Source organism: Pararhodobacter sp. (genome assembly GCF_034676545.1).
In the GTDB taxonomy this organism is placed as follows: domain Bacteria; phylum Pseudomonadota; class Alphaproteobacteria; order Rhodobacterales; family Rhodobacteraceae; genus Pararhodobacter.
This window is the reverse complement of record NZ_JAUCBZ010000015.1, coordinates 1,904,672-1,928,731: the sequence shown is the minus strand read 5'-3', so window position 1 is coordinate 1,928,731 and position 24,060 is coordinate 1,904,672. Positions and strand designations below refer to the sequence as shown.

The following is a 24,060-nucleotide window of genomic DNA, read 5'->3' as shown; positions in this document are numbered from 1 at the left end:
CTGTGCCCCTGACTTCCGCCTAGGCTGTCTCAAGTTGACCGTGTCAGAAAAGCCTCTGCCACCGTAGGTCCGGTCGCTGGCCTTGAAGCTCGTCTCGATCGCCGTGACGAGCTTGGCGTCCTGGATCTCGCGGGTGCTGGTCGGGCGGTTGAGCCAGGCGTGGAAACCGGAATGCGAGACCTCCAGCACATCGCACATCCAGCTGACGGGCCAGATGTGGCGATGCTTGGCCCCTCTCACTGAATCGCCCCGGTTTCACCGGAGACCTTTAGCTTCATTTCACGCGACCATATCGAGCATGCCGCGCTGTGCATAGAAGTTCTGTTCAGCCTCGGCTGGCGGGATATTTCCGATGGGCATCCGCCCGATCTTCGGGAACGCGTAGTCGCGCAAAGTGTTGATCCATTGCGCGCCATGCTTGGCGTTTTTCCACGTTGGCATCCGGTCGATGTGGACCTGACGGGCGACCTCCTCAAAGCTGGGGATCTCGCGGCTGGCGTTGAAACGAGGGTTGAACCCCTGCTTGGCCATCCGCCGATATTCCAGCGCCCGGTCCCGCGCTTGGTTGAGCGTCACCACGTCCGCACCGCCCAAACCAAAGTCGGTGCGTAGCGGTGCGCCCTTGGCGTTCTTCTGTCCTTTGACGACCACTCGAACGCTCCGGCGGCGCGCGCCCGATGGGTCAACGACAAGATACAGACCGCCGCCGTCGCCGTGCCGCCCAGCGCCCAGATTGTCCACCAGCTTCTTGGTCAGCTTGCCAACTATGGCAATCATTCATACCACTTTCCATACCACCCAAGGAAAGCATGTCGACGCAATCGAAAGAAATCCAGAACAAAGCAAAAGCGCAGAAATTCCCAACAAAATAGAGCAAAAAGGCCACCCAAGGCGACCCACTCAAATCAGCGAAAAAGGTAATATGGCGGAGAGACAGGGATTCGAACCCTGGGAAGGCTTTCACCCTCAACGGTTTTCGAGACCGCCCCGTTCGACCACTCCGGCACCTCTCCGCGCTGGGGATCGTGGGGGGGGGATTTAGCGGGTGTTTTGGGTGGGTGCAAGAGGGGGAATTGGTTTTTCGGGTGGTGAGGGGGTGTCCCGCGGGGGGACAAAGGGTGGGGTGTGGAAATTCAAGGGGTTAGCTTGCAGCATTAACCAGGTGGTAAGGTTTGCGCGGGGGTTTGGCTGTGGGACAAGCGCGGTCTGGGACGGCGGCGGGTGGGAGAATTGTCGCGGGGGTTTGGGTTTGAGGGGCCGGGCCAAGGGCGCTCGGGGTCACGCCCCGCCCTGCCCCGGTCCCGCGTGGTGAGGGTCGAGGGGCTTGGCGGTGCCGGTTGCCCTCGGCGCAAGGCGGTGAGGGCCTTGCCGTGCCGCCAAAAACCCCGAGCGCCAAGACGGGCCTGAGCACTTGCCAGTCGGTTACCCGCCCGCCTTTGCCGCCGGGGCGACAGTTGCAGAGCCTTGGGCGATTGGCGACGGCGGGGTTGCGGGCCTTGGCCTTGCGCGGGATCGCGACACAGGGCGGAACGGCTGTCGCCCCGCCTCAATGCGGCGTCACGGCTGTGTCGCAGTGGGCGGCCAAGATCGCGCAAACCAGCGGCGCGTCGGATCGTAGGGTGCGTGCTTGCACGCACCATCAGCGCGCCTAGCGCCTGCGCCCCATCCACGCGCTCGATCGCCGGCCTGGGGCTTGCGGGCTGACATGAAACAAGTCAGGGGCCACAACACCCGCAAATTCCGACGCCACCCGCCGTTTTCGGCAAGCGCCCGACTGAAGCGATGACCGGTGAGACGCCGCGCAAAAGGGGCTTTGTTCGACCGTGACACCAAGACGCGCGCATCCTTGGTGGCGGCGCGGTGTTCGGTCGACAGCCGTCCGAGGGGCGGCGCGGCGGGCAACACGGCAGGCGCTGGCCGCCGCCAACCGTGCCACGCGGACGCCGATGACGGTGGCCCGGGATGCAGGGGCCGCTGGGCAGGCGCGCTGGATCGAGACGACGGGGCGGCCACGGACCCGGAAGACGAAGGCACGCCGACCGGCTTTTCCGACCACGACACAGGGGCTAATGCGGATGCGGCGGGCACTGGCACGCCGTGATTGCGCGGCTTGGGTGTGTCAGGCGGCGAAGGTTTTGGTAGCCTCCCCTCCGCGACACGCTGGGTTGGGACAATTATAGGCAGTCTTTATAGGGCAACCCTGAGAGAGACGGATTGAGCGATCCGCCACGCGATGGACCGTTATCAAGTTAGCACCGCCCCCCCTCCCGTAAAGTGCGCGCAACCATCACTCATCCTCCTCGCCTGCTCAAAACGCAATCATGAATCCCGTGAAATCTTTTACTTAAAGTAATTCAAACCCATATTCCTAATTATATCTTGGGATTTGTTTTTGCCGCCCCTTTGCGAGTCACTGGGCGTGGAGGGCAGTATCTCTGTTGGCAGACCAAATAAATTCCCCGGTGGCTCAAATTTAATGTGCTTACCGTCTGTTGTCTTAGAGTATCCGAAACCAGACAAAATGCTACCCAAACTATTCGACATTTGATTTCCATCTTTCCCTGCAGACTTTATCTGACTGACCAGAGAAACAGCGCGTCCGGTATATGAAGATTTTTCCAAAATCTTGCATATCAAAATTTGAGTCCTTTCATCCACTCCGTCAGCTTTTTCTTGCGAACACCTTTGCAAAAACAATCTCAAGCGGTCAGAAAATTCACCATCATAGAGTTGTGGGCCCAAAGCGTCTGATAGTTCGACTGGAAGTAGGTCAGAAGAAGATCTAAGCACAACTTCGGTGGTTGAGTTCGCTAACTCGACAAGCTCTTCAAGGTTTCTGATTCGCTCGTCTTTCGCCACAACCTCTTTATCAAACTCATCGATGTACGAAGACAAATCTTCTGACACATTCTCAGATACTCGCTGCCGCAACGATCGGCCCTGAAGTTCTTGAAGTGTCTGCCACTCCAATCCATTTTTTGCTGATCGCTTTGAGCTAAGTTCAACTACCCCACTAATTACTTCGCTAATCCTTACGGTCTGCGCACCCTGAGTGCCATTCGCGTAAAGCCGAACCATTTCTCCGCGTCCATGAAGAAAAATTCCGATGGCACCGCCGTATGGATTGCGGCGGAAAGAATGTTCCATCAATTGGAAAGAAAATTTTCTGCTCGGCTCTACGATCACGTGCGCCAAGCCAGCAAGTTTTCTTGCCAATACGTCAGCATCAAGCGGTAAGGAATCATCATTCCCACGCGAAATGTAGACGCAGGGAATTAGGCATTTCTGCTCTCCAGCAACGATGCGTCCAGCGAGATCTATTGAGGATTCTTCTAGGTAATATGGGGAGTCACTGACATCAAATTCTCCATCGCCCCCTCCCCATCCGTCATCAATCGCTTGAGTGATAAAAAATGGTTTCTTTGGCATCATTACTTCGGCTGATACATCATTAAGAACGCACTGGCCGCGAACACGCAGGAAAGAACCCAATGGGCGATGGGAGATAACACATTCAGTTCTCCATACGCGGCCGCTCACATCAGGCATCTCGTGCCTAACGCCAATCGCTGATATAGTATCATCTGCGTATGACTTAAACTGCAACGTTTCGCCAGATAATGCTTCTAAGTAAAAGTCATCATCGTACTGCTCTTTTCCTTCAAAGTTCTCTAGAACTTCACTTTTACGAATGCCGCGAAATCCATGCTATCGCGGCTGCGACAAAATTCGAACTGGTAATGGCACTAGAGACTGGAAACTCTGTTGCGAAAATACTCACCCCCAAACCCCCTGAAACTCCCGCCACTCTCCAATACTCATGCCGGAGGTCTCGCGGGTTACTTGCTCACCTTTAAGCATCCGCTTCAGCACGTCAATCGCCTTTGACGAGAGGGTTGTGCCGCCCATCCGGTAATCCTCGAAGGCCGCATAGGCGAGGGGCACCCAGTCGGCGGTCATCTTGGCAATCGCCTCGGCGTAGACGCGGATCTCAAATTGGGCGTGGGCGTCGGCGCGCAGGCGCAGGAAGTGGAACAGGTTGTGCAGGTCGGTTTTCCAGTACCACTGGGTATAGATGTTCATCGGCAGGTTCATGCGGGCCAATTCGCGGGCGAGGCCTTGTTGGCCGTCCTGTGAGAGCATGGATTCGTAATTGTCGTACATTTGCGCGGCGTCGGATTTCAGCAGGGCCAGCACGCGGGCGGCTTCCTCGCCTTGCAGGACCTCGCCGCGGCCCTGGTTGTTGACCACGGATTGCGCGGCGAGTTGGGCGGGTTCGGGAATGTAGAACTCGCGGTCGAGGATCGAATAGCGGGCGGAGTATTCGTTGACGTTGGCGGTGCGGTGGCGGATCCACTGGCGGGCGACGAACACGGGCAGTTTGACGTGGAGTTTGACTTCGCACATCTCGAAGGGTGTCGAGTGCCAGTGGCGCATGAGGTAACGGATCAGGCCTTCGTCGTTTTGCACATGTTTGGTCCCTGCCCCGTAGCTGACGCGGGCGGCCTGCACGATGGCGCTGTCGTCGCCCATATAGTCGATGGCGCGCACGAAGCCGTGGTCCAGCACGGGCTGCGCGGTGTAGAGGTGCTTCTCCATCCCCTCGGCGACGGCGCGCAGGGTCATGCGGGGCGTGGCACGCTGTTCGGCGATTTCGGCTTGTTGTTCGGGCGTCAAGGGCATGGCGGAGGCCTTCGGTTGAAGAGTGCGAAAATTGCGTTACCATCGACTTACAACAGCCAGCCGCATTTGAACAAGGAAAGAGACCCCGTGAAATACCTGCATACGATGGTTCGCGTTAAGGATCTGGAAACGTCTATGGCGTTTTATCGGTTGCTGGGGCTGCAAGAGACCCGGCGCCATGACAGCGAGGCCGGGCGCTTCAGTCTGATCTTCATGGCTCCCCCGGGGCAGCCGGAATGCCCGGTGGAGCTGACGTATAACTGGGATGGCGATGACGGGTTGCCAGCCGACGGGCGGCATTTCGGGCATCTGGCCTATGAGGTGGAGGATATTTACGCGGTCTGTCAGCATTTGATGGACAATGGCGTGGTGATCAACCGGCCGCCGCGCGACGGGCGGATGGCGTTTGTGCGCAGCCCGGACAATATCTCGGTGGAGTTGTTGCAGGCGGGTGAGGCGTTGCCGAAGGCGGAGCCTTGGGCGTCGATGGGCAATACGGGGCATTGGTGAGGCGACCGCTCGAGGGCCCGGCGGCATGGTGGACGCAGGCGATCCGGAGTCTCTCGACGCTTGCGCTGGGGTTGGCGCTGCTCGCGGGGCCAGCGAAGGCGCAGTGTCGGCTGGCGCTGGCACTGGGGTTTGATGTTTCGGCCTCGGTCGATCAGCGCGAGTACCGGTTGATGATGCAGGGCACGGCGGATGCCTTGCGAGACCCGCAAGTGCAAGCGGCGATCTTTGTCGGTGCGCCTGTAACGCTGGTGGCCTATGTCTGGGCCGGTGCGCGCGAGCAAGCCATTGCCGCGTATTGGCACAGAATGCAGACGCCGCAGGACCTGGCGGTGTTCGCCGACCGGGTCGCCGGGTTTGCCCGGCCGAATGGCGACCCGCTGGGCACCTGGGGTGGCCGCACGGGGGTTGGCGCGGCGGTGGCGGCGGGTGGTCGCTTGCTGGCCCAGCCCCCGGCCCTTGCCTGTGACGCGCAAACGCTGGATCTGGCGGGGGACGGCCCGTCGAATGATGGGCCAGACACGACGCGCCTGCCGGGGGTGACGGTGAATGCCCTGGCGATTGGCGGCGACCTGCCGCTGGATCACGAACGGATCTATGACCGGCTGAGCACCTGGTATCGGGACCGGGTGATCCAGGGGCCGGGGGCGTTTGTGATGATCGCCGATGGTTTTGAGGATTTCGCACAGGCCATGCGGCGCAAGCTGTTGCGTGAATTGATGCCGCCATTGATGGGCACGCTCAACGCGAACACCCCGCCGCAGCACGAGCGGCGCTGACAATTCCGCCGCGCATCACTCGCGCGCTGGCGGCAAACGCAGCACATCGTCTTCGAGGCGCATGGCCTGTTGCGCATGCGCCCGCGCGCGATGCGCCAAAGCCTGCGCCGCCACGGCCAGATCCGCTTCCTCGGATTGCGCCAGCGCGTTCAGGGCGTCGAGCAAATGCGCGCACACCTCGTAAAGCGCGGCACCATCGCGGGCGATGGCGTCAAAACTCGCATTGACCAGATCCTCGGCGCACAGGACGGGAACATAGACCAAGGGATAGGACACGGAGTCGGGCCCATCACCGTGCGCCCAATCCCACAACAGACGCTCGAGTCGCGAGATCACGTCAATTGCCGTGCCGGGGTCGTTGACGGCCGGCGACAGGGCGCGCAACGCCACCTCTGACAAGACGGTCATGGCAAACGCCGGGTCTTGCTCGAAGGTGCGGGACTCGCCGATCACAAAGCACGACAGCAGCGCCTCGGCGCTGACGTCGCCGGAGAATTGCGCCAGCGGCGCGCCGTGCAGCACGACCTGCCCGGGCCGTCGCAACACAAAGACCGGCGTCGTTGAACAGCGCGCCAGCCCGGCCACGTCGATCATTTGCAACACCCCGGATTTCGGCGATCGCAGCGTCTTTGCATCATCGGGCATGATGATATCGGCGCCGAGACTCTGCGCCCCCAGCGCGGGCCGCCGACGGTGATTGGTCAAAGAATTTTTCGCTGTCGTTTCCGTGCGTTGCAGCACGTCGCCCATGGTGCCCAGCGCGGTCAAATGGGCGATCCAGCGGATCAGCGCCAGCACCACCGCCCCGGTCACCCACAAGGTGACACCCAAGACCAAGGCCGCACCGCTGTCATAGCCCGCGTAAAACAGGATCAGTGCGGTCAGCGCAAAGACGAAAGCGCCGATAAAGATCGCCAGAACGGTCTGCGTGGTCGAATCAGCCGTCAACAGCCGCATCACGCGCGGCGTGGTGCTGCCGGCAGCGGAAAAATGCGCCGAGACCATCGTGGCCAGCGAAAACGTGGACACCGCCAGCATCGACGAGGCGAGGATCGACAGGATCGGCGTCACCGCGTCGGGGCCAATGCGCGCGGCGACCTCGTCGGGCACCAATCCGGCGGCAAGATGCGAAAACAGCACCGAGACGATGGCCAGAACGGCAAACAGGGCCACGCGGACCCAAAGCTGTTTCGCCAGTCGTTTCAGGGCGACGAGTTTTCGGAACATGCTGTTTAGTCAGTGACTTGCGTCGCATCAAAACCGATCTTGTCGAGCGCCGCGATGGCCGTGTCGGCGGCGATATCGGCGGTGATGGTCACGCGGCGGGTCTCCATATCGAATGCCGGATCAACGCCCAACGGCGCGAGCGCCTTGGTGATGCTGGCGCGGCAATGGCCACAGCTCATGTCGGGAACAGCGAGGATGATGGGGGCGGTCATAGGGGGCTCCGGGTCTGGGTTCGCCTTGACGAAACGCTGCGAGGCCCGGGCTGTCAAGCCTTACAGCCACCGGAACCCAGTCACGCGACCATCACGGTCGGTTGTCATGCAGGGGCAAAGGCGCTATGCCGCGCGCGTGCAACCCGCAGGAGGCCGCGATGATCCCCACCACCCATATCGACCCCGCCGTGATGGCGCGCCTGACCGCCCGCATGTTGCTGGATATCGGTGCTGTGCATTTCAACGCGCGCGAGCCCTTCACCCACGCCAGCGGCAACAAGGCGCCGACCTATATCGACTGCCGCAAGCTGATTTCCTACCCGCGCATCCGCGCGACCTTGATGGATTTCCTGACCGCCAAGGTCATGGCCGCCGCCGGGTTCGAAGCGTTCGACAACATCGCGGGCGGTGAGACGGCGGGCATTCCGTTTGCTGCTTTGGTCGCCGAGCGCATGGCCCTGCCGATGACCTATGTGCGCAAGAAACCCAAGGGATATGGCCGCAACGCCCGCATCGAGGGCGTGATGACCGAGGGCCAGCGCGTGTTGCTGGTCGAGGATCTGACGACGGATGGCGGCTCGAAGTTGAGCTTTGTCGATGCGATCCGCGAGACCGGGGCAAGCTGCGCGCATACCGCGGTGATTTTCTATTACGGGATTTTTCCCGAGACAGAACAACGGCTTGGTGATCATGGCGTGGCGTTGCATTATTTGTGCACCTGGTGGGATGTGCTGACCGAGGCGCGCCGCAACGGCGATTTCGACACGGAAACCCTGGATTCTGTCGAGGTGTTCCTGCGCAATCCGCGGGCCTGGACAGCCCCCGGCGCGTAAACGCGTTTTCTTTCCCTGCACCGTCAGGGGCTTGCCGGTTGTCCACAGAATGATCCACCGTTATTCCCGCCGCCGACGTTGCCCGCGCGCGGTGGGTTTGGCATAAGCGGTCAGCAGGAGTTTCCCCCATGACCGAAGTCACCGTGATCCGCCCCAACATGCCCGACATGAGCCAAGACACCGACGTTCTTCCCAGCAATATCGAGGCCGAGCAGCAATTGTTGGGCGCGATCCTGACGAATAATGACGTCTATGACCGGGTGTCGTCGCTGGTGCGCTCGGAGCATTTCTTCGAACCGGTGCACCGGCGGATTTTCGACATCGCCGCCGCGCGGATTCAGAAAAACGCGCTGGCCTCGCCGGTGACGATCAAGGCGTTCATGGAGGATGACGAGGGCCTCAAGGAGTTGGGCGGGCCGTCGTATCTGGCGCGGATCGCGGGGGCGGCGATTGCCTCGTATGCCGCGCGTGATTATGCGCAGATGATCTATGATCTGGCGGTGCGGCGCGATCTGATCCAGTTGGGCCGCGATATTTCGGCCAAGGCGGCGCTGGTCGAGGTCTCGTCGGAGCCCCGCGAACAGATCGTCGAGGCCGAGCAGCGGCTCTATAAACTGGGCGAGCAAGGCGTCGCCGAGCGTGGTTTCCAGTCCTTCCTGCGCGCTGTCACCGACGCGGTGAACAGCGCCAACACCGCCTATCAACGCGACGGTGGTCTGGCCGGGATCTCGACGGGGTTGGTCGATCTGGACAAGAAACTGGGCGGATTGCACCCCTCGGACCTGATCATTCTGGCGGGGCGTCCGTCGATGGGCAAAACCTCTCTGGCGACGAATATCGCGTTCAACATCGCCAAGGCCTATAAACGCGGCATCAAGAGCGACGGCACCGAAGGCACGGTGAACGGCGGGGTGGTGGGGTTCTACAGCCTCGAGATGTCGGCCGAACAATTGGCCGCGCGCATCCTGTCCGAGGCCTCGGAAGTGCCGTCCGAACAGATCCGGCGCGGCGACATGACCGAGCAGGAGTTCCGCCGTTTCGTCGAGGCCGCGAAATCACTGGAGGCCTGCCCGCTGTTCATCGACGACACGCCGGCGCTGCCGATTTCACAGGTCGCCGCCCGCGCGCGTCGCCTCAAGCGCACGCATGGGCTGGATGTGCTGATGGTGGACTATCTGCAACTGCTGCGCGGCTCGTCCAAGGAGAGCCGGGTGCAGGAGGTGTCCGAGATCACGCAGGGCCTGAAAGCCATCGCCAAGGAATTGCATATTCCGGTGATCGCCCTGTCACAGCTCAGCCGCGCGGTGGAAAGCCGCGAGGACAAGCGCCCGCAGCTGAGCGATCTGCGCGAATCCGGCTCGATCGAGCAGGATGCGGATGTGGTGATGTTCGTGTTCCGCGAGGAATATTATGTCGAGCGCGAGAAGCCCTCGGATGACAAGCTGGATGAAATGGCCAAGTGGCAGGACCGAATGGAAATGCTGCACGGCAAGGCCGAGGTGGTGATCGGCAAGCAGCGCCACGGGCCAATTGGCACCGTGGGCCTGTCGTTCGAGGGGCAGTTCACCCGGTTCGGCAATTTGGTGCAGCCCTGGCAGTCGGGCGGTGGCTCTGACTATTGAGGCGTGTTTGGGGGGCTTTGCCCCCCTCGGCCTGCGGCCTCACCCCCCAGAGTATTTTTGGCAAGATGATGTTGGGCGCGTTCAGTGTCGGGATCGGGCGGTGTCAGGCTCTGGTTGCTCGGCGGCGGCGACATTGCGTTTGACCGCCATATAGGCATCGGGGGTGACGCTGATGCTGTCGATCCCGGCGGCGACGAGAATCTGCGCGAACTCGGGGTCATTCGAGGGGGCCTGGCCGCAAAGGCCCACATGCTTGCCGGCCGCGCGGGCTTTGTCGATCAGCGTTCGGATCATCCACAACACCGCCGGGTCGCGCTCGGAGAACACCGGGGCGAGGCGTTCGGAGTCGCGATCCACGCCCAGGGTGAGTTGGGTCAAGTCATTGGAGCCAATGGAAAACCCGTCGAACCGTGTGGCGAAATCCTGCGCGAGGATCACGTTGGACGGGATCTCGGCCATGACGTGGATTTCCAGGCCATCCTTGCCGCGCGCCAAGCCGTGACGCGCCATTTCGGCGAGCACGGCATCGGCCTCGGCCAGGGTGCGGCAAAAAGGGACCATGAGGATGACATTGGCAAAGCCCATCGCGCCGCGCAATTTGGCGATGGCGGCGCATTCCAGTGCAAACCCGTCAGCATATTCGGGTGACGGGTAGCGAGAGGCGCCGCGAAAGCCGATCATCGGGTTTTCTTCCGTGGGTTCGAATTGCGCGCCGCCCAAGAGCCCCGCATATTCGTTGGTCTTGAAATCACTCATGCGCACGATCACCGGCTTTGGCCAGACCAGCGCCGCGATTTTCGCCAACCCGCGCGCGAGTTTGTCGATGAAATACGCGGGCTTGGAGGGGGAACCGCGGGTGAGGGCCTCGATCTGGGCGCGCGTGTCCGGGTCGGTGATCTGGTCGAACCGGGTCAGCGCCAGTGGATGCACCTTGATCGTGCTTGTGATCACAAACTCCATCCGCGCGAGGCCCACGCCATCGGCGTTCAGCCGCCACCAGCGGAAGGCCGCCGCCGGGTTGGCCATGTTCAGCATGACTTTGGTGCGGGTTTTGGGGGCGTGTCCGGGGTCGATCCGTGTTTCGGTGATCTCGGCGGCGCCATCATAGACCACGCCCTCATCGCCCCCGGCGCAGACCACCGTGACCAGTTGTCCGTCATGCAGCACATGCGTCGCATCCGAGCAGCCGACAATGGCAGGAAGGCCAAGTTCACGGCTGACAATGGCGGCGTGGCTGGTGCGCCCGCCGTGGTCGGTGACAATGGCGGCGGCGCGTTTCATGATCGGCAGCCAGTCGGGGTCGGTGGTGGGGGTGACCAGCACCGCGCCATCGACAAAGCGGTCCATGTCTTTGGGGCTTTCAATCAGGCAGACCGGCGCGCTGATGGCCGCTTGCCCAACCGCGAGGCCATGCGTCAGCGGCGCGCCATGGGCGCCGACATCGAACGACCGCAGCACGGCCGCGCCCGCCCGCGATTGCACGGTTTCCGGCCGCGCCTGCACGATCCACAGATCGCCGGTGAGTCCGTCGCGGGCCCATTCCATATCCATCGGCTGGCCGTAATGGGCCTCGATGGTGACGGCCATTTGTGCCAGTTTCAGGATCTCGGGCTCGGAGAGGACAAAGCGCGCGCGCTCGGCTTTGGCGGTTGGCAGGGTCTTGGTCTCGCCGCTGTCGGTGCCCGCGTAGATCATCTTGATTTCCTTGGCGCCAAGGCGTTTCTCCACGATGGGCGACAGCGAGGCCTCGGCCAGCAGGGGCTTGAACACCTGATATTCATCGGGGCTGACCGCGCCTTGCACGACCGTCTCGCCAAGCCCCCAGGCGGCGTTGATCAGCACCACTTTGTCAAAGCCGGTTTCGGTATCAATCGAGAACATCACCCCCGCGCCGCCGAGATCGGAGCGCACCATGCGTTGCACGCCGATCGACAGCGCCACGGCCTGATGGTCGAAGCCATGCAAGCGGCGATAGGTGATGGCGCGGTCGGTATAAAGCGAGGCGTAGCAGCGGCGGCACGCGGCCAGCAGGGCATGCGGGCCACGCACGTTCAGGAAGGTTTCCTGCTGCCCGGCGAAACTGGCTTCGGGCAGGTCCTCGGCGGTGGCGGATGAGCGCACGGCAACCGACGGCTCGCCGTCGCCGCTGCGCGCGCCAAGGTCGGCATAGGCTGCAAGCAGCGCGGCTTGCATCCGGGGGGGCCATTCCCCGGCGATGATCGCCTTGCGGATCAGGGCGCCGGTTTCCTGCAGGGTTTGGCGGCCATCGTCGAGCCGCGCCAGATGATCGGCGATGACCGCCTCCAGATCGTTATGGGCCAGATAGCGCCGGAAGGCGTCGGCGGTGGTGGCAAAACCGGGCGGGACGGCGATCCCCTGCCCCGCCAGGGCCTGAACCATTTCGCCCAGGCTGGAATTCTTGCCGCCCACCCGCGCGCCATCCTCGCGCCGCAGGGTTTCGAACCACAGGATATCTTCTGACATGACGACGACTCCCCTTTGCTGGGTCGCAGTCTGCGCGCTTTCGACACAATGCGCGTTGATGGACGTCAAAGGCGCGCACTTTTCCGGGGCGGTGTGGTGTCAGGTCGGGGTGTCGCCGGTTGCGTCGCGCCAATGGCGGCGGCAGAGCGAAACATAGGTCTCGTTGCCGCCGATCTGCACCTGAGCGCCGTCGCGCAGGGCTTTGCCATCCGGTCCCAGACGCACCACCATCGTGGCCTTCTTGCCGCAATGGCAAATGGTGCGCACCTCGCGCATTTCATCGGCCCAGGCGAGGAGAGCGGCGGAACCGGGGAACAATTCGCCCCGGAAATCGACGCGCAGACCGTAGCACATGATCGGCACGCGCAGGTCATCCACCACGCGGGCGAGTTGCCAGACCTGCACGTGCGACAGGAATTGCGCCTCGTCGATAAACACGCAGGCGCAGGGGCCTTGATCGAGCCGGGCCTTGATCTTGGCGAACATATCCTCGCCGGGGGCAAAGGTATCAGCCGGGTCACCGATGCCGATGCGCGAGGCAATCCGCCCCTCGCCCGCCCGATTGTCGAATTGCGCGGTGATCAGATAGGTCTGCATGCCGCGCTCGCCGTAATTGTGCGAGGCTTGCAGCAAGATCGTCGACTTGCCGGCATTCATGGTGGAATAGTGAAAATAGAGCTTGGCCATGCGGGTGGTTTAGCGCGACTGATCGCGCGCGCAAACCGGAAAACGCAAGGGTCTGGGGGTGGGCGCGTGTTGTCGCGTCCACCCCTGATCCGTGTGTTCAGCCGACCGACACGATGTTGACCGCAAAGGTCAGGTCTTTGCCGGCCAGGGGGTGGTTGGCGTCGATCATCACATGCTCATCGGTGGCACCGGCCACGACAACCGGAACCGCGCGACCGTCCGGGGTCTGCATCTGCAATTGCGTGCCGGCCGCAACCGGGATTTCCGGCGGGATCTGGTCGCGCGGAATGGCCTGCACGGCGTCGGGATTATGCGCGCCATAGGCTTGATCCGCCGGGATGGTGACGGTCTTTTGCTCGCCGACGGCCATGCCATCAATGGCGGCGTCCAGGCCCGGAATGATCTGCCCCGAGCCCAGCGTGAAGCTGAGCGGATCGCGGCCCTCGGAACTGTCAAACACGCTGCCGTCCGACAGGGTGCCGGTATAATGAATCTGAACGGTGTCACCCGCCTTGGCCTGAGTCATGGATTTTCCTCGAAATCGGAATGAATGGCGGAGGCGGACATCGATGCGCCGCTCCAATGAAGCGACAACGTAACGCGGTTTTTGCCGGGGGAAAACCCATGCGCCGACAAAAGGTGCAACGGATCGTAGGGTGTGTGCTTGCACGCACCTTGGCTTGGCGTTGAGGTATGGTGCGTGCAAGCACACACCCTACGCCCGATTTCAAGGCCTCAGTCGGTCAGGTCGATGTCGTAGCGCTCGATCACGGTATTCGCCAGGAGCTTGTCGCACATCGATCTGACCGCCGCTTCCGCTTTGCTGCGGTCGGTTTCGGCGAGGTCGAGTTCGATCACTTTGCCCTGACGCACGCCCTCGACGCCGTCGAATCCCAAAGACCCCAGCGCCCGGCGCACGGCCTCGCCCTGGGGGTCCAGAACGCCGGTCTTGAGCATCACATGCACGCGCGCTTTCATCGGCACACCCTCAATTCATCAGTGTTGGTTTGACAATCGGCGTCGCGCTGGCCGGCATCACGCCCAGCCGCCGCGCCACCTCGGTATAGGCCTCGGACAGGTTGCCCAAATCGCGGCGGAACACATCCTTGTCCAGCTTTTCCCCGGTTTTCACATCCCACAGCCGGCAGCTGTCCGGGCTGATCTCATCGGCCACCACCAGCCGCTGAAAATCGCCCTCGAAGATGCGGCCGATCTCGATCTTGAAGTCGATCAGCTTGATGCCGACGCCCATCATCACGCCCGAGATGAAATCATTGACCCTGAGCGCCAGCGCGACGATTTCATCCAGATCCTGATGCGTGGCCCAGCCGAACGCCAGAATATGGTCCTCGCTGACCATCGGGTCGTGCAGCGCGTCGTTCTTGTAGTAGAATTCCACGATCGGGCGCGGCAGAGGCGTGCCCTCCTCGATCCCCAACCGTTTGGAGATCGACCCGGCGGCGACGTTGCGCACCACAACTTCCAGCGGAATCACCTCGACAGCGCGCACCAGCTGTTCGCGCATGTTCAGACGACGAATGAAATGCGTCGGCACGCCGATTTCGTTGAGGCCATTCATGAAATATTCGGACAGGCGGTTGTTCAACACGCCCTTGCCTTCGATCAGCGCCATCTTGGCCCCGTCCCCGGCGGTGGTATCATCCTTGAAATACTGCACATAGGTGCCCGGCTCGGGACCCTCATACAGAATCTTTGCTTTGCCCTCGTAGACCTTGGTGCGTCGTGCCATGACTGGTGATTCCCCGAAGGCCCGCAAACGATCCGCGGGCAGCTGCATTCTGCGCAGCCTATACGCCATGCCGTGCAGTGCCGCAAGCGCGAGACCCGATTTGCGGGTCCGGTTCTTGAGGACTGTCGTGGCAAGGTGCATAAACAAGGCTTGCAGCCCGCCCCCGTTCCCCCCATATCTGGAGGGGAAACGCATCTCTTGCACCAAGACACGAGGCCCCGACCATGAGCACTTTTGACGAACGCGAAAACGCTTTTGAAAACAAATTCGCCCATGACGCTGAAATGGCGTTCAAGGCGATCTCGCGCCGCAACAGGGCGGTGGGCACCTGGGCGGCCGGATTGCTGGGCAAGACCGGCGACGACGTGGCGGCCTATGAACTGGAAGTCATCAAGGCTGATTTCGAGGAGGAAGGCCATGAGGACGTGATCCGCAAGCTGGTCAAGGATCTGCACGGCAAGGCCGACGAGGCCACCATCCGCGCCAAGATGGCGGCCTTGCTGGTCGAGGCGCAGACCAAACTGATGAACGAGGGCTGATCGCGCCTCGGTCGGTGCCCGTCAGACAAAGGCGCAGCTCCTTGCGGTTGTGAAAGCCGTCCAATTGCAGCGCGACGCGGGATGTGTCATTGACAAAACGCACCGTGTTTCGCGGTGCGTTTTTCAGTTCCGAGGTTCTCAATGCCCCCATCGACCAATCCCCTGTCCGCCCTTCTGGAAGAACGTGGTTTTCTGATGGCCGATGGCGCCACGGGAACCAATCTGTTCAACATGGGGCTCAGTTCGGGCGATGCGCCCGAGTTTTGGAACGTCGATCACCCGGACCGGATCACCAAGCTTTATACCGATGCGGTCGAGGCGGGTTCTGACCTGTTCCTGACCAACACCTTTGGCGGCAACGCCAGCCGACTCAAGCTGCATCAGGCGCAGGGCCGGGTGCGGGACTTGAACCGGATCGGGGCCGAGATTGGCCGCGCGGTGGCGGACAAGGCCGGGCGCAAGGTGCTGGTTGCGGGGTCGATGGGGCCGACCGGCGATATTTTCGAGCCGATTGGCACGATGTCCCATGCGGTTGCCGTCGAGATGTTCCACGAACAGGCCGAGGGTCTCAAAGAGGGCGGCGCGGATATCCTTTGGGTCGAGACCATCTCGGCGCTCGAAGAATATCGGGCGGCGGCCGAAGCCTGCGCGCGCGCCGGAATGCCCTGGGTCGGAACCATGAGCTTTGACACGGCCGGGCGCACGATGATGGGCGTCACCTCGGCGGATTTCGTGAAACAGGCGAGCAAACTGGCCACCCCGCCCAACGCGTTGGGCGCGAATTGTGGCACCGGCGCGTCGGATCTGTTGCGCACCATTCTGGGCATGGCCTCGGCGGGCCCCGAGATGCCGATTGTCGCCAAAGGCAACGCCGGCATCCCGAAATTCGTCGATGGCGCGATCCGTTACGATGGCACACCGGCGCTGATGGGCGACTATGCCGTTCTGGCCCGCGATTGCGGGGCGACTATCATTGGCGGCTGCTGCGGCACCATGCCCGAACACCTGCGCGCCATGCGTGAGGCACTCGACACCCGGCCGCGCGGCGAGCGTCCGACATTGGAGCAGATCACCACCGCTCTGGGCCCGTTCTCATCCGACTCCGACGGCACCGAACCCAGCGGCTGCGGCGACCCCACCCACGACCACGGCCGCGCCCGCCGGGGCCGCCGCCGGACCTGAGCCGACGCGGCGTATCGGCGGCGCTTTCACAGTTCCGCCACCGCCCTGCCCCAGATTCGCCCGGTTTGGGTTCTATTCGTCTCAAAGTTGGTTCTTTTTTGTGACGAATGGGGCGCTACGATGCAAACGCGTATTCGGAGATTTCTGAGGCAGGAGTCCGGCGGTGTCACCGTCGAATGGGTGGTTCTGGCAGCGGCGACCGTCGGCATCGGCCTTGGCGCGACCGCCATCCTTCGCGGCGGCGCGGACAGCCTGAGCGACACGATGAGCGCGAGGCTCAACGACACCGAGGTTGCCGTGGTCTGCGAAGACGCCCCTGCCTATGCATTGCAAATCCTGACCGGCGACAACGAAGCCGTCGCAATCCGGGTCAACGAACAATTCGCAACCATGAGCGATGACGAGATCCGCCAAATCTATGCCGAGATCGTTGAAAAGACCAACATCCTGCACGAGGCTGGCGAACCCGAAGCCTATGTCAACGAAATCCTCGATTACGCCTATCTCGCAGCGCAGGAACTCGAACGTCGCCGCCTCGCCCTGTCAGGCGACGTGCAATCCTTCGACGACCTGAAGGCTGCCATCACCGGCGTGGTCAGTGGTGGTGCATGCGGATCCGGAAGTGGCGGATCGGGCAGCGGTGGCGGGGTCGATGACGGGCGCGAACGCTATGAACTGATGGCCTTCGCCGACGAAGAAGCGCGCAACCTGACCGACGAATTCCGCCGCTACGACCCGGAGGCATTCACGCAGTTGATTGACGACATCTACGAAAAATATACCAGCGCGTCCCAATCCGGCGATCGCATGGAAATGCAGCGCGCGGTTGATTACATGTACCTGGCCTATCAAGCGGCGCTTGCAAATGGCAGCGACAGCCGCGCCATCGCACTGGCAGAGGAGGCCTTCCGCAAGCTGCGCGACGACTATATCAGCAACCATTCATCAGGCACCCGGGACTACCCGGTCGATCGAGTCCAGCCAAGCCCCACGGTGGACCGCTATAACGAACGCGAGACCGTGGACCGCTATGATGCCCCGCCAACGGTCGATCGCAGTGCGCCCGACTACGGTTGATCCTGCGCGGCTCGGGCGGCAACGCGCCCGCCGGCGGCACGGCGCGCCCCTGAAAACACGCCCGGGGCTCATTTGCCGGGCCGACCCTTGCGCCACGCCCGAGTCGGGTTGTCAGGCGTCAAGCCTTTGACTACATCCCTCTGAACCCGCTTGGAGAGATGATCTATGTTCCGACTTCCCGCCCTGACCGACCTTCGACATTTCGATACCGAACCCGCGCGGACGTCTCTGGGCGACCTTCCGGAATGGGACCTGTCCGATCTCTACACCGCGCCCGACGCCCCCGAAGTGGCGCGCGATTTCGACTGGCTGGATCAGGCCTGCGCCGAATTTTCGGCGACCTATGAGGGCAAGTTGACCACGCTGGATGCCGCCGGATTGCTGGCCTGCATCCAGACCTACGAAAACATCGACATCACCGCGGGGCGTTTGATGTCCTATGCCGGGCTGCGGTATTACCAGAACACCACCGATTCCGAGCGCGCCAAATTCATGGCCGACGCGCAGGAACGCGTGACCGTCGCCACCACGCCGCTGGTGTTCTTCAGCCTCGAATTCAACCGCATCGACGACGCACCACTGGAGGCGCTGCTGTCCGCCAACGCCGAGTTGAACCGCTATCGCCCGGTGATCGAGCGGATGCGCGCCATGCGGCCGCATCAATTGTCGGACGAGTTGGAGCGATTCCTGCACGATCAGTCGATGGTCGGCGCCTCGGCGTGGAACCGTCTGTTCGACGAGACGATGGCCGGGCTGTCGTTCACCGTCGAGGGCGAAGATGACCCGATGTCGCTGGAAGCCACGCTGAACCTGCTGACCGACCCTTCACGCCCCCGCCGCGAGGCCGCGGCGCGCGCGCTGGCCAAAGTGTTCGACGCCAACATCCGCCTGTTCTCGCGGGTGCACAATACGCTGGCCAAAGACAAGGAAATCCACGACCGCTGGCGCAAGATGCCAACCCCGCAACATGGTCGCCACCTGTCGAACCACGTCGAACCCGAAGTCGTCGAAGCCCTGCGCAACGCGGTTGTTGCCGCCTATCCGCGCCTGAGCCACCGTTACTATGCGCTGAAAGCCAAGTGGTTGGGCCTTGAGGAACTTGAAGTCTGGGACCGCAACGCACCGCTGCCAATCGACCCGCCCAAGACCATCGGCTGGGATCAGGCACGCCAAACGGTGATGAGCGCCTATGCCGAATTCTCGCCGAAAATGGCCGAATTGGCCGAGCCCTTCTTTGACGCGGGCTGGATCGACGCCGGCGTGAAGCCGGGCAAGGCGCCGGGTGCCTTCGCGCATCCGACGGTCAGCACCGTGCATCCCTATGTGATGCTGAACTACCTCGGCAAACCGCGCGACGTGATGACGCTGGCCCATGAATTGGGCCACGGCGTGCATCAACGGCTGGCCGCCGGACAAGGCGAGCTTTTGTCGGCGACGCCACTGACCTTGGCCGAGACCGCCTCGGTGTTTGGCGAAATGCTGACGTTTCAGCGCCTTTTGACGAACGCGAAATCCCCGGCCGAACGCAAGACCCTGCTGGCCGGAAAGGTCGAGGACATGATCAACACGGTTGTGCGCCAGATCGCGTTCTATGATTTTGAATGCAAACTGCACGCCGCACGGGCCGAGGGCGAGCTGACCCCCGATGACATCAACGCCCTGTGGATGTCAGTGCAGGCCGAAAGCCTCGGGCCGGTGTTCACCTTCATGGATGGCTACGAGACCTTCTGGTCCTATGTCCCGCATTTTGTCCACTCGCCCTTCTACGTCTACGCCTATGCCTTCGGCGACGGGCTGGTGAATGCGCTTTATGCTGTCTACCGCGACCAACCCGAGGGATTTGAAGATAAATACTTCGACATGCTGTCCGCAGGCGGTTCGAAACATCACAAGGATCTGCTGGCCCCCTTCGGCCTCGACGCCTCCGACCCGGCGTTCTGGGACAAAGGCCTGAGCATGATCGAAGGCTTCATCGACGAACTCGAAGCGATGGAAGACTGAACGTCGGAGGTCTTCGCATGGACAACTTCCTGATCATCGGCCAGCCGCGCAGCGGCACGACGTATCTGCAAACGCTGCTGAATGCGCATGCGCAACTGCATTGCCGTGGCGAATTGTTCGACCCGTGGCAGATCGACGACAACGGCACCAAGACCGCCGGCCTTGACGCCGTGATCGCCCGCGACCGTGATCCGGTCGGGTTCATGGAACGGATGCTGGCGGGTGAAGGGATGCACGTCGGCGGGCGCATGTTGGGGGCGAAGGTGCTGTTTCAACACCACCCGGCCCTTTTCGCGCAATTTGTGCCCCAACGCCCGACGCTGAAACTGATCTACGTGTATCGCGAGAACAAGCTGGCGCAATTCGCCTCGGGCCGTCAGGTGGCGAAAACCGGACAATGGACGGCAACCAACGCCGCCCCCGTCGCCCCCAAGATCGAGGCCGCACCATTTTGGACAGCGTCCGAGTGCAACCGCTTGGTGAACGAGGATTTTCTACTGCGTGCGTGGCTGAAAACATTGGACAATCCAATGTTGATGGTCAGCTATGCAGGGTTGTTCGCGCCTGATTTCCGCCAGCGTGTTCAGGATTTTCTAGGCGTCACGCCGCAGCCTGATCTGGCCTCGCCATTGGTGAAACAGGGGCAAAACCGGATCATCGACCGCTTTGAAAACCCGGAAATTCTGGCGCGGTATTTCAATGAAACCGGGCGCGGGCAGTGGTTGGACGCGGAATTGCCAACGACAGTTTAACCCCCCGCAGGTTACGACCCCATCGGCGTCCAGGGCCAGGGCTTCTCATCGCTGGCCGCGGATTGATACCGTGCGGCCTTCGCCACCCATGCCCCGACCATACTGCCGAAATCCCCCAACTCTTCGTTGGGATGTCCTTTGTTGGCAATCATGATCAACACTTGCAGCGTTGCCACGACAAACAGGATGGATTGTGCAACGCTGATCAGCATGGTGATCACAACAATCCACAAGATCCGCGGCCACAACTCGCGGGGGCCGGGCTCGAATCCATCATCATCGTCGTCTAGCGGGCTCATGGTGGGCCTTCAAACTTGAAACAGGTCCGCGTGACTTTGCCGCAGCGACCGGTGTCCAGCAAGTGATCTCTGCGCGAAGATCAGTCGCCCATCCGGTAATTCGGGCTTTCCCGCGTGATCTGAACGTCATGCACATGGCTTTCCTTGAGCCCCGCGCCGGTGATGCGCACGAAATTGCAAGATTTGCGCATGTCTGCGACCGTGCCGTTGCCGGTGTATCCCATCGCCGCGCGCAAACCGCCGACCATTTGATGGATCACGCCGCCGACCGGGCCTTTGTAGGGCACCTGACCCTCGATGCCTTCGGGCACCAGTTTGTCCGAGGCTGCGTCTTTCTGGAAATAGCGATCCGCTGAGCCGCGCGCCATGGCGCCCAGGCTGCCCATGCCGCGGTAGGATTTATAGCTGCGGCCCTGGAACAGGATCACCTCGCCGGGGGCTTCCTCGGTGCCGGCAATCGCGCTGCCGACCATCGCGCAGGACGCCCCGGCCGCGATGGCCTTGGCGAAGTCGCCCGAGAATTTGATGCCGCCATCGGCGATCACCGGGATGTCGCCCGCGGCCTCGGCGCTGTCCATGATCGCCGTCAGTTGCGGCACCCCAACCCCGGCGACGATGCGCGTGGTGCAGATGCTGCCCGGCCCGATGCCGACCTTGACCGCATCCGCGCCCGCGTCAATCAAGGCCCGTGTGGCGTCGCCGGTCGCGACATTGCCCGCCATGACCTGAACGCTGCTCGAGAAGGCTTTGACGCGCGCCACGGCCTCGGCCACGGAAATCGAGTGGCCATGCGCCGTGTCGATCACCAACAGGTCCACTCCGGCCTCGATCAGCGCCACGGAGCGCTCGAAGCCCGCGTCGCCCACCGACGATGCCGCCGCAACCCGCAGCCGCCCCAGATCGTCCTTGCAGGCCATCGGGTTCAGCACCGCCTTTTCGGTATCCTTCAGCGTCAGGAGCCCGGTCAACGCGCCCTGCGCGTCAACCACCAGGAGCTTTTCGATCCGGCGCGCGTGCATCAGGCTGCGGGCTTCTTCGCGGTCGGCGGGTTCGCGCATCACCGCCAGATTGTCGTTCGTCATCATGGCGTGGACCGGGGTTTGCGGGTTGCTGACGAACCGCATATCCCGGTTGGTGATGATGCCGACAACGCGGCCGTCCTCGCTGACAACCGGAAAGCCGGTGACGTTGTACTGCGCGGCCAGGGTCTGCGCGTCGGCCAGCGTCTGATCGGGCCGCAGTGTGATCGGGTTGAAGACAATGCCGGATTCGAAACGCTTCACGCGGCGCACTTCGTTGGCCTGTTCCTCGACGCCGAAATTGCGATGGATCACCCCCATGCCCCCGACCTGCGCCATTGCGATCGCCATGCGGGCCTCGGTGACGGTATCCATTGCCGAGGACAGCAGCGGAATGTTCAGCCGGATCGACTGGGTGACGAAGGTCGAGACATCCGCCGTGGACGGCATGACCGAGGAGGCTGCCGGGACCAAAAGGACGTCGTCAAAGGTAAGGGCCTCGCGAATACGCATGGAATGCTCCTGTGAGTGAGGGAGTTGTCGCTTGGCACGGCCCTATCTCATGGGATAGGGGAAAAGAAAAGAGGCAACACGACAGATTGTGGTTCGCGCGCCAAGATTGCGCGGGCAGGCCCGAGGTTCGGTGCGTGCAAGCACACACCCTACCCCCGATGGATGCCGCTAACGCCTTTTGCCCTTGATCGCGGTCTTGATCATTTTGCCCAGTGCCCGGCTTTGCGCGCGGCGTTCCACGAGGCTTTGCCCGTTGAACGCGTCCTCGGCCACCAGTTTCTTCCAACGCTGCACGCGGGCGGCGTCGATTTCGCCGCGTTCGATGGCCTCTTTGACGGCGCAGCCCGGTTCGGCCTCGTGTGCGCAATCGCTGAACCGACAGTGTTGCGACAGGTCCGAGAGGTCGGCGAAAACCACGTCGAGCCCCTCCTTGACGTCGGACAAGGCCAGTTCCCGCATGCCCGGCGTATCGACCAGCCAGGCGCCGCTCTCCAGCTGGTACAACTCGCGGCTCGAGGTGGTGTGCCGGCCCTTGGCGTCATCTTCGCGGATCGCTTGTGTGACGATCTGTTGCTGCCCGGTCAGGGTTTTCACCAGTGTCGATTTGCCGACCCCGGACGAGCCGACAAACACCACCGTCTGCCCGCGCCCGCACCACGGCAGCAGACGCTGCACGCCCGCCTCTTGCGTTGCATTCACCAATTCGACGCAGAGCGCGCGGTCGAGGGCCTGCGCCTGTTCGACATAGGACTCGGGATCGTCGGCCAGATCGGGCTTGGTGAGCACGATCACCGGCGTGACCTCGGCCTGGCGCGCAAGGGTCAGGTAACGTTCCAGCCGGGCGATGTTGAAATCCTGGCTGCACGAGGTGACGATGAACACCGTATCGACATTGGCGGCAATCAGCTGCACCTCGCGGCCGGTGCCCGGTGCGCGCCGTTTGAACAGGCTGAAACGCTCCAGCATATGCCGCGCGGTGGGCAGTTCGGGGTCCAACAGCAGCCAATCGCCAATCGTTGCGTTGGCGCTATCGCCGCCCTCGGCGTCGATAAAGGGTGGCAGGGCCGTGTCGACGCCCGGCCCCAGCACTTGCAGGCCAGAGCGCCGCACCGCCGTGACGCGGGCGGGGCGCAGGCCGATGTAAGCCTCATCGACCGCCAGTTGATGTTGGAAAAACGGTTTCCAGCCCAACTCACGCAGAGTCACGGATGGCTGTTGGGTGCCCTCGGGCGTCGTCTGTTCGGTCATTCCCGCCTACTGTTAACTGCGACTCAGGGTCCTGTGCCGGTCGCGCGGACAAAGTATAAACGATCCGCGCCGCCTGTGCTTCAGGAAAGATACGCAAGCCCTTGGCCCGCCGGTTATCTTGTCGGGCGCGCATGATCCGGGCTTTGCGCAAAGCGTGCAGCCAGCCACCACTCATCATCACGCGAAACGCGATCCGATGTGTCAGCCGGGTGACCGGGCGTTTGATGTCCCGCAACAGCGCGATGGCGCGGAATATGTTTGCCCGGATCAAGATACGAGGGGGCGGCAGTCGTCACCTGCGGGGTGGCTTTGAGAAATGCCGATAAAACAGCCGTTTGTGCGGCGTTGGAGCGGATCACACAGCGGTAGGACTTGACCTTGAACATGCGCCGGTTCTTGCCGTCGCTGGAAGAAATCCGGGCCGGTGTGGAGAGGATATCGTGAAAACGGCGCACAGTCGGGTTTTCGCGAAATGCCGCTTCGCGTCCGGTATGGGCGGCGTGTCGATGTCGCTGAATATCCGGCACAACCGGGTTGACAGCCGTTTCGCAATCCGAGTTTTGAGCGTGAACCTCGCGCCGCGCCTGCAGTTTGACCAAGGCGATGGGTCATGCAATGCCCCGCCCTTGACGCGGCTGTAAACGCA

Annotated in this window: 24 protein-coding genes, 1 tRNA gene and 2 pseudogenes; 10 read left to right on the top strand and 17 right to left on the bottom strand. The window is 62.3% G+C overall.

All coding sequences use genetic code 11. The annotated features are described in order from the left end of the window. Positions 1-54 precede the first annotated feature (54 nt). The 4 genes and pseudogenes from VDQ28_RS13055 to VDQ28_RS13045 all read right to left on the bottom strand — a co-directional run. Positions 55-231, bottom strand: a pseudogene (locus VDQ28_RS13055) (IS3 family transposase); the annotation flags it as partial. 48 nt (positions 232-279) lie between these two features. Then, positions 280-531, bottom strand: coding sequence for a phage integrase central domain-containing protein (locus tag VDQ28_RS22605; RefSeq protein WP_416349427.1), 252 nt, complete (start codon positions 529-531; stop codon positions 280-282). After that, positions 511-777, bottom strand: a pseudogene (locus VDQ28_RS22600) (integrase arm-type DNA-binding domain-containing protein); the annotation flags it as partial. The pseudogene VDQ28_RS22600 and the gene VDQ28_RS22605, both read right to left, overlap by 21 nt. A gap of 146 nt (positions 778-923) precedes the next feature. Further along, positions 924-1,013, bottom strand: a tRNA-Ser gene (locus VDQ28_RS13045). Positions 1,014-1,789: 776 nt separating this feature from the next. Between VDQ28_RS13045 and VDQ28_RS13040 the strand changes: the two genes are divergently transcribed. Then, a complete protein-coding gene (locus tag VDQ28_RS13040; protein ID WP_323036345.1) occupies positions 1,790-2,101 on the top strand; it encodes a hypothetical protein in 312 nt (103 codons plus the stop codon). Between the two features lie 239 nt (positions 2,102-2,340). Here the strand turns inward: VDQ28_RS13040 and VDQ28_RS13035 are convergent, their stop codons facing one another. Together VDQ28_RS13035 and thyX are read right to left on the bottom strand one after the other, a co-directional pair. Then, positions 2,341-3,540 carry a hypothetical protein gene (locus VDQ28_RS13035; RefSeq protein ID WP_323036344.1) on the bottom strand — a complete coding sequence of 400 codons (1,200 nt, stop codon included), beginning with the start codon at positions 3,538-3,540 and terminating at the stop codon, positions 2,341-2,343. Positions 3,541-3,777: 237 nt separating this feature from the next. Next, a complete protein-coding gene (gene thyX, locus VDQ28_RS13030) occupies positions 3,778-4,683 on the bottom strand; it encodes an FAD-dependent thymidylate synthase (RefSeq protein WP_323036343.1) in 906 nt (301 codons plus the stop codon). A 105-nt stretch (positions 4,684-4,788) separates the two neighbouring features. Here thyX and VDQ28_RS13025 point away from each other — a divergent pair, with 105 nt between their 5' ends. After that, positions 4,789-5,193 (top strand): VOC family protein, encoded by a 405-nt coding sequence (locus VDQ28_RS13025; RefSeq protein ID WP_323038123.1) that lies wholly within the window; start codon positions 4,789-4,791, stop codon positions 5,191-5,193. Further along, positions 5,190-5,969, top strand: a complete 780-nt coding sequence (locus tag VDQ28_RS13020) for a DUF1194 domain-containing protein (protein ID WP_323036342.1) — start codon at positions 5,190-5,192, stop codon at positions 5,967-5,969. Before VDQ28_RS13025 ends, VDQ28_RS13020 begins: the two co-directional genes overlap by 4 nt. A gap of 15 nt (positions 5,970-5,984) precedes the next feature. On the opposite strand, the gene VDQ28_RS13015 is transcribed toward VDQ28_RS13020, so the two are convergent. Both VDQ28_RS13015 and VDQ28_RS13010 read right to left on the bottom strand, forming a co-directional pair. Then, positions 5,985-7,196, bottom strand: coding sequence for a DUF2254 domain-containing protein (locus VDQ28_RS13015; RefSeq protein ID WP_323036341.1), 1,212 nt, complete (start codon positions 7,194-7,196; stop codon positions 5,985-5,987). 5 nt (positions 7,197-7,201) lie between these two features. Then, positions 7,202-7,408, bottom strand: coding sequence for a heavy-metal-associated domain-containing protein (locus VDQ28_RS13010; protein ID WP_323036340.1), 207 nt, complete (start codon positions 7,406-7,408; stop codon positions 7,202-7,204). A 158-nt stretch (positions 7,409-7,566) separates the two neighbouring features. On the opposite strand from VDQ28_RS13010, the gene VDQ28_RS13005 reads away from it, so the two are divergent. After that, positions 7,567-8,241, top strand: coding sequence for an orotate phosphoribosyltransferase (locus VDQ28_RS13005; protein ID WP_323036339.1), 675 nt, complete (start codon positions 7,567-7,569; stop codon positions 8,239-8,241). 158 nt (positions 8,242-8,399) lie between these two features. Next, the gene (locus VDQ28_RS13000; RefSeq protein WP_416349426.1) at positions 8,400-9,863 is read left to right on the top strand and encodes a replicative DNA helicase; all 1,464 of its coding nucleotides are present in this window, start codon (positions 8,400-8,402) and stop codon (positions 9,861-9,863) included. 81 nt (positions 9,864-9,944) lie between these two features. Here the strand turns inward: VDQ28_RS13000 and ppsA are convergent, their stop codons facing one another. From ppsA to purC, 5 genes are all read right to left on the bottom strand, one after another. Beyond that, positions 9,945-12,347 (bottom strand): phosphoenolpyruvate synthase, encoded by a 2,403-nt coding sequence (gene ppsA / locus VDQ28_RS12995; protein ID WP_323036337.1) that lies wholly within the window; start codon positions 12,345-12,347, stop codon positions 9,945-9,947. Positions 12,348-12,446: 99 nt separating this feature from the next. Beyond that, a complete protein-coding gene (locus VDQ28_RS12990) occupies positions 12,447-13,034 on the bottom strand; it encodes a thymidine kinase (protein ID WP_323036336.1) in 588 nt (195 codons plus the stop codon). A 97-nt stretch (positions 13,035-13,131) separates the two neighbouring features. Further along, positions 13,132-13,560, bottom strand: a complete 429-nt coding sequence (locus VDQ28_RS12985; RefSeq protein ID WP_323036335.1) for a peptidylprolyl isomerase — start codon at positions 13,558-13,560, stop codon at positions 13,132-13,134. 209 nt (positions 13,561-13,769) lie between these two features. Then, positions 13,770-14,012: a phosphoribosylformylglycinamidine synthase subunit PurS gene (purS, locus tag VDQ28_RS12980; protein ID WP_323036334.1), complete on the bottom strand. Its 243-nt coding sequence runs from the start codon at positions 14,010-14,012 to the stop codon at positions 13,770-13,772. Positions 14,013-14,022: 10 nt separating this feature from the next. Continuing rightward, complete coding sequence (gene purC, locus VDQ28_RS12975; protein WP_323036333.1) at positions 14,023-14,784, bottom strand: phosphoribosylaminoimidazolesuccinocarboxamide synthase; 762 nt, start codon at positions 14,782-14,784, stop codon at positions 14,023-14,025. A 224-nt stretch (positions 14,785-15,008) separates the two neighbouring features. On the opposite strand from purC, the gene VDQ28_RS12970 reads away from it, so the two are divergent. The 5 genes from VDQ28_RS12970 to VDQ28_RS12950 all read left to right on the top strand — a co-directional run bounded on the left by VDQ28_RS12970 (position 15,009) and on the right by VDQ28_RS12950 (position 20,335). Further along, positions 15,009-15,323 (top strand): DUF1476 domain-containing protein, encoded by a 315-nt coding sequence (locus VDQ28_RS12970; RefSeq protein ID WP_323036332.1) that lies wholly within the window; start codon positions 15,009-15,011, stop codon positions 15,321-15,323. A 141-nt stretch (positions 15,324-15,464) separates the two neighbouring features. Then, complete coding sequence (gene bmt, locus VDQ28_RS12965) at positions 15,465-16,505, top strand: betaine--homocysteine S-methyltransferase (protein WP_323036331.1); 1,041 nt, start codon at positions 15,465-15,467, stop codon at positions 16,503-16,505. Between the two features lie 120 nt (positions 16,506-16,625). Further along, entirely contained in the window at positions 16,626-17,582 is a 957-nt protein-coding gene (locus tag VDQ28_RS12960; RefSeq protein WP_323036330.1) for a hypothetical protein, read from the top strand. Positions 17,583-17,747: 165 nt separating this feature from the next. Further along, positions 17,748-19,583, top strand: coding sequence for a M3 family oligoendopeptidase (locus VDQ28_RS12955; RefSeq protein WP_323036329.1), 1,836 nt, complete (start codon positions 17,748-17,750; stop codon positions 19,581-19,583). 17 nt (positions 19,584-19,600) lie between these two features. Then, positions 19,601-20,335, top strand: coding sequence for a sulfotransferase (locus tag VDQ28_RS12950; RefSeq protein WP_323036328.1), 735 nt, complete (start codon positions 19,601-19,603; stop codon positions 20,333-20,335). A gap of 11 nt (positions 20,336-20,346) precedes the next feature. On the opposite strand, the gene VDQ28_RS12945 is transcribed toward VDQ28_RS12950, so the two are convergent. The 4 genes from VDQ28_RS12945 to VDQ28_RS12930 all read right to left on the bottom strand — a co-directional run bounded on the left by VDQ28_RS12945 (position 20,347) and on the right by VDQ28_RS12930 (position 24,013). Beyond that, the gene (locus tag VDQ28_RS12945; protein ID WP_323036327.1) at positions 20,347-20,634 is read right to left on the bottom strand and encodes a DUF4389 domain-containing protein; all 288 of its coding nucleotides are present in this window, start codon (positions 20,632-20,634) and stop codon (positions 20,347-20,349) included. An 80-nt stretch (positions 20,635-20,714) separates the two neighbouring features. After that, positions 20,715-22,166 (bottom strand): IMP dehydrogenase, encoded by a 1,452-nt coding sequence (guaB, locus tag VDQ28_RS12940; RefSeq protein ID WP_323036326.1) that lies wholly within the window; start codon positions 22,164-22,166, stop codon positions 20,715-20,717. A gap of 168 nt (positions 22,167-22,334) precedes the next feature. Beyond that, positions 22,335-23,414: a ribosome small subunit-dependent GTPase A gene (gene rsgA / locus VDQ28_RS12935; protein WP_323036325.1), complete on the bottom strand. Its 1,080-nt coding sequence runs from the start codon at positions 23,412-23,414 to the stop codon at positions 22,335-22,337. A 113-nt stretch (positions 23,415-23,527) separates the two neighbouring features. Next, positions 23,528-24,013, bottom strand: a complete 486-nt coding sequence (locus VDQ28_RS12930; protein WP_323036324.1) for a hypothetical protein — start codon at positions 24,011-24,013, stop codon at positions 23,528-23,530. Positions 24,014-24,060 lie beyond the last annotated feature (47 nt).

Excerpts from the sequence above, each read along its gene's own strand:
- VDQ28_RS22605 (WP_416349427.1), bottom strand. The coding sequence starts at position 531 with ATGGCCAAGCAGGGGTTCAACCCTCGTTTCAACGCCAGCCGCGAGATC.
- thyX (WP_323036343.1), bottom strand. The coding sequence starts at position 4,683 with ATGCCCTTGACGCCCGAACAACAAGCCGAAATCGCCGAACAGCGTGCC.
- VDQ28_RS13025 (WP_323038123.1), top strand. The coding sequence starts at position 4,789 with ATGGTTCGCGTTAAGGATCTGGAAACGTCTATGGCGTTTTATCGGTTG.
- VDQ28_RS13015 (WP_323036341.1), bottom strand. The coding sequence starts at position 7,196 with ATGTTCCGAAAACTCGTCGCCCTGAAACGACTGGCGAAACAGCTTTGG.
- VDQ28_RS13010 (WP_323036340.1), bottom strand. The coding sequence starts at position 7,408 with ATGACCGCCCCCATCATCCTCGCTGTTCCCGACATGAGCTGTGGCCAT.
- VDQ28_RS13005 (WP_323036339.1), top strand. The coding sequence starts at position 7,567 with ATGATCCCCACCACCCATATCGACCCCGCCGTGATGGCGCGCCTGACC.
- VDQ28_RS13000 (WP_416349426.1), top strand. The coding sequence starts at position 8,400 with ATGCCCGACATGAGCCAAGACACCGACGTTCTTCCCAGCAATATCGAG.
- ppsA (WP_323036337.1), bottom strand. The coding sequence starts at position 12,347 with ATGTCAGAAGATATCCTGTGGTTCGAAACCCTGCGGCGCGAGGATGGC.
- VDQ28_RS12990 (WP_323036336.1), bottom strand. The coding sequence starts at position 13,034 with ATGGCCAAGCTCTATTTTCACTATTCCACCATGAATGCCGGCAAGTCG.
- VDQ28_RS12985 (WP_323036335.1), bottom strand. The coding sequence starts at position 13,560 with ATGACTCAGGCCAAGGCGGGTGACACCGTTCAGATTCATTATACCGGC.
- purS (WP_323036334.1), bottom strand. The coding sequence starts at position 14,012 with ATGAAAGCGCGCGTGCATGTGATGCTCAAGACCGGCGTTCTGGACCCC.
- purC (WP_323036333.1), bottom strand. The coding sequence starts at position 14,784 with ATGGCACGACGCACCAAGGTCTACGAGGGCAAAGCAAAGATTCTGTAT.
- VDQ28_RS12970 (WP_323036332.1), top strand. The coding sequence starts at position 15,009 with ATGAGCACTTTTGACGAACGCGAAAACGCTTTTGAAAACAAATTCGCC.
- bmt (WP_323036331.1), top strand. The coding sequence starts at position 15,465 with ATGCCCCCATCGACCAATCCCCTGTCCGCCCTTCTGGAAGAACGTGGT.
- VDQ28_RS12960 (WP_323036330.1), top strand. The coding sequence starts at position 16,626 with ATGCAAACGCGTATTCGGAGATTTCTGAGGCAGGAGTCCGGCGGTGTC.
- VDQ28_RS12955 (WP_323036329.1), top strand. The coding sequence starts at position 17,748 with ATGTTCCGACTTCCCGCCCTGACCGACCTTCGACATTTCGATACCGAA.
- VDQ28_RS12950 (WP_323036328.1), top strand. The coding sequence starts at position 19,601 with ATGGACAACTTCCTGATCATCGGCCAGCCGCGCAGCGGCACGACGTAT.
- VDQ28_RS12945 (WP_323036327.1), bottom strand. The coding sequence starts at position 20,634 with ATGAGCCCGCTAGACGACGATGATGATGGATTCGAGCCCGGCCCCCGC.
- guaB (WP_323036326.1), bottom strand. The coding sequence starts at position 22,166 with ATGCGTATTCGCGAGGCCCTTACCTTTGACGACGTCCTTTTGGTCCCG.
- rsgA (WP_323036325.1), bottom strand. The coding sequence starts at position 23,414 with ATGACCGAACAGACGACGCCCGAGGGCACCCAACAGCCATCCGTGACT.